Here is a 4,281-nt window from a genome sequence, read left to right on the forward strand (position 1 = left end):
GCCCGAGTACGTCCGGATCGGTGTTGAATCGGGCAATGGCCTGGTGCAGCTCGGCCTGGGTGGCGGCGCCCGACCGTCGGCACTCAACCCGCCAGGTGTGACCAGTCGCCCTCCAGGTCCTGCCAGGTGCCCTGGGCGGCCACCGTGCCGCCGAGCAGCACCACCACGTGGTCGGCCCGGACCAACGCGGCGCGCTTCGCCGTCGAACCGACGACCGTCACCCCGTGGCCGCGCAACGCCTGCCACAACGCCAGCTCGGTGGTGACGTCCAGCGCCGACGACACGTCGTCGGCGACAAGCAGTTCGGTACGCGGGGCCAGCGCACGGGCCAGCGCCAACCGCTGCAACTGCCCGCCGGAGAGCCGGGTGCCCTTGTGACCGATGAGCAGGCCCAACCCACCACCGGCGGCGGCCAGGTCATGGTCGAGCTGGGCGGTGCTGACCGCCCCCGCCGCGTCCACCTGGTGCCCGAGGGCGATGTTGTCGGCCACCGTGCCGGAGAGCACCCGGGGCAACTGACCGACATAGCCGACCTGGTTGGGACGCAGGAACAGCTCCGGCTCGGTGACCGGGTCACCGTTCCAGGCCAGCTCGCCGGTGTGGTGCACGATCCCGGCCAGCCCGCGCAGCAACGAGGACTTACCGGACCCCACCGGCCCGACGACCAGCACCAACTGCCCCCTCTGCACGGTGAGGTCCACGTCCCGGACGGCCACCGTGCCGTCGGAGTGCACCACCCCGAAGCCACGCAGCTCCAGCCGGCGCAGCGGATGCCGGGGTGGCATGGTCGGTGCGGGCGCCGTCCCAGCCGTCAGGTCGACCTCCGGCACCCCAGCGGAGTACGTGCTCACCCCGGTCATCGCCACTGTGCGTCGGGTCCATACCCGCGCCGAGGGCAGCTGCGAGATCAACGACGCCGTCGTCCAGGCGAACCAGCGGGCCGCGCCCAGGGTGGAGACGGCCACCAGCACCGCCCCGGCGGAGAGCGAACCGTTCAGGTAGAGCGCCCAGGCCCCGATCGGCAACAACCCACTGGCCATCGACGGTGTGGAGCGTGCCCACACCTGCACCGAGATCTCCCGCCGCTGCCGGTCGCTACGCAGCACGTCCAGGCTGGCCAGGTGACGCAGCACCGCAGTGGTCGCGCCGGCGAGCTTCACCGTCCGCGCCGCGGAGAGCGCGGAGACCAGCGCCGTGGCGAAGGAGGCCCGCGCCGCCACCGTCGCCCGGGCAGCACGCTCCAGCTTCGGCCCGAACAACGTCGCGGCCAGCCCGGAGACGACCATCGTGCCGAGGAAGAACAGCCCGGGTACGACGCTGCCGGTGACCGCCGTCATGGCGACCACGAGCACCAGCGCGACGGTCTGGTCCAACACGTTGTCGGCGAGTTGGACCACCCGCTCGGTGTCCCCACCCTGCGCCACCACCTCGGCGGGGGTGTGTGAGCTGACCCGGCGCGGCCCGGTCTGGCCGTGCACCAGCCGAAGGCCGATCCGCAGCATCTGCCGCACCCACCACTGCGGGAACCAGACATGGGTGTAGAACGGCAGCGGCAGGGTGACCAGCAACCCGGCGACGATCCCCACCGCCGGCAGGTACGGGTTGCCGGTCCCGTCGACCAGGTCCGCCCAGAGCCAGGGCAGCACCGGGCCGTCCAGCCCGAGCAGGCTGAGCCCGAGGAACAGCACGATCGCCGCCGCCCCGTACCGGGGATCGTTCGTGCAGAGTCGGAAGATCTCCCGCAGCGTCCGGGCCGGCGGCACCGGCGGCAGCGGCGGAGGATCGGCCCGGGTCGGCCCGACCGCGTCCCGCGTGCTGTCGGGGGGTGTCTCGCGTGTGGCCTGCTCATCCGGCTCGGCCCGCGTCGACGCCGGCTCGGTCGGCCAGGCGACGCCCTGTTCATTCGCCGCGACCGGCTCGCCCCGCGCGGGCGCCGGCTCGCTCGGCCACGCGTCCGGGCCGGGACCGACCAGCAGGTCGGTGCCGACGCCGGTACGACCGGCCGGCGCCACCGTCGCGTACGCGGCGGCGTGGCTGGTCGCCAACAGTTCCGCGAAGCGCGTCGACGTCTCCAACGGACCGGCCTCGATCACCGCGCCGTCGGCCAGGACGACCACCTCGTCACAGCGGCGCACCGACGAGTGTCGGTGCGCGATGACGATGCCGATCCGGTCGCGCAGCAGTCGTTCGGTGGCCCGCTGCACCCGCGCCTCGGTGACCGGGTCCAGCCGCGCGGTGGCCTCGTCGAGGATCACCACGTGCGGCTCCCGGACCAGAATCCGGGCGAACGCCACCAACTGCTCCTGACCGGCGGAGAGCACGTGCCCGCCCTCCCCCAGCCGGGTCGCCAACCCGTCCGGAAGCTCGGCGATCCAGCTCGCCAGGCCCAGCTCGTCCAGCGCCCGAGCCGCCGCGTCGAGCAACTCAGTGTCGAAGAGCGCCACGTTCTCGGCGAGCGTGCCGGCCAGGATCTCGGTGCGCTGCGGCACCAACGCCACCCAGCGGCGCAGTTGCTCGACGTCGAGGTCGCACAGGTCGGTGCCGCCGAGGAAGACAGTGCCCGGCGGCACGTCGACCGCCCGGGTGAGCACCTTCGCCAGCGTCGACTTGCCCGAGCCGGTTCGCCCGATCAGCGCGTACGAGCGACCACGCGCGAAGGTGAGGCTGAGCCCGCGCAGCGCGGCACCCCGGGCACTCTCCCCGTACGCGAATGTCAGGTCCCGAATGCGCAGGTCACCCTCGCTCGGGCGGGCCCCGCCGACCGGTTCCTGCCGGGCCTTGGAGAGCAACTGCACCCGCGCCCACGCGCCGAGCGCCTCCTGGATCTCCGGCACCATCCGGCTGACGTGTTCCGCTGTCGCCCCGAATGCCAGAGCGAGCAGCCAGATGGCGGTGAGCCGGGCGGCGTCGATCCGGCCGGTGGCCAACGCCCAGGCACCGCCGAGCACCACCGCGCCGATGCCCGCCCGGATCGTCGCGGTGGCCACCGTCGCCACCCGGGCGGACAGCACCCAGACCACCAGGCCACGGGAGAGCACGGCGGAGGCCCGCCGGGCGTACAACCGCAGCACGTACGGCCGCGCCAGGCTGGTGCGTACGTCGTCCTGGCCGTGCACCGCCTCCTCCATCACGGCCGCCAGGTCGGACCACGCCTCCTCCTCGGCCATCCGGGCCGGGCCGATCCGCGCCGTGGGCCGGCGCAGGCCGACCGCGAGCACCACGGTGAGCAGCAGCATCGCGATTCCCGCCGGCCACCACACGAACAGCGCCACGACCATCGACAACAGACCGACGCAGAGGCCCTGGGCAAGACGGGTGCCCTGGTTACGAATTGCCGACGCCACCTGATAGACGTCCCCGTCGATGCGGTCCAGCAACTCGCCGACCGGAGTGGTCTCCAGGGTGGGCAGGTCCTGCCCGAGAGCGACGCGACACAGCCGGCGACGCACGTCGGCGGACCAGTCGGCGGTGAGACCGGCCATCAGCAGACTCACCGCGAGGTCGCTGAGGACCACGGCGACCAGGGCCACGGCCAGCACGGCGAAGAAACCAGCCGAACGGTGCACCAGCACCGCGCCGGCCAGGGCCGATGCGCCCGCCTGCCCCGCGGCACCCAGAACGATCAGGACAGCCACGATCGTCACACGACGGGTCGACGTACCCCACAGATCACGGAGCAGGCGCATGGAAAGTCCTCCGGGACGTGGGTGGCGGAGACCTCAGCCTGCCGGCAGCAACCCGTCATCTCAACCGATTTACCCGCCTCTGAGCTGGGCTTCCGTCAGTTGCGCCAACGACCAGGGCAGGGTCGCCCCGTGGGCGTTTGACCGATTTGAGAACTTCTGGGCGGTCGGCGACGGCCCCAGAGGCCTAGATCGACTCGGGGGTTCTGTGATGTCGCGGTGTCCGGGCATCCGGGACCGCGCGACTTTCATGAACGCGAGTGGATCACACCCGGTGTCGGAGGATTTGCTGTCGTGAGCCATACTCCCCATGGAGGTTTTGTTGGCTTCTGGGCGATCTGTCCTGTGACGGGGCGCACTCGTGGGGCGGAATCATGGCCGGGCCGGGGTCGTTACACACACTGACGATCGCAGCACCACCGACCGGCCGCCTGACCCTCAGGGGTGTGGGATGTAGGTCGCGCAGGTTGGAATGCCGACCTCCGCCCGGTCGTTACAGTCCCCACGAACGACCGAACGGGCACCGCCTCAATGAGGGTGCCGATGGATGGGCCGACCCCGGAATGACCCCGGCCCCCCGGTCGTTACACACAGACCC

The 4,281-nt window shown here is 71.9% G+C and carries 1 protein-coding gene; it reads right to left on the reverse strand.

The annotated features are described in order from the left end of the window. Window positions 1-83 precede the first annotated feature (83 nt). Window positions 84-3,686 (reverse strand): ABC transporter ATP-binding protein, encoded by a 3,603-nt coding sequence (locus AB0B48_RS32010; protein ID WP_357208145.1) that lies wholly within the window; start codon window positions 3,684-3,686, stop codon window positions 84-86. Between the last annotated feature and the right edge of the window lie 595 nt (window positions 3,687-4,281).

Origin of the sequence: Micromonospora sp. NPDC049089 (assembly GCF_040648775.1) — a bacterium.
Taxonomy (GTDB): domain Bacteria; phylum Actinomycetota; class Actinomycetes; order Mycobacteriales; family Micromonosporaceae; genus Micromonospora.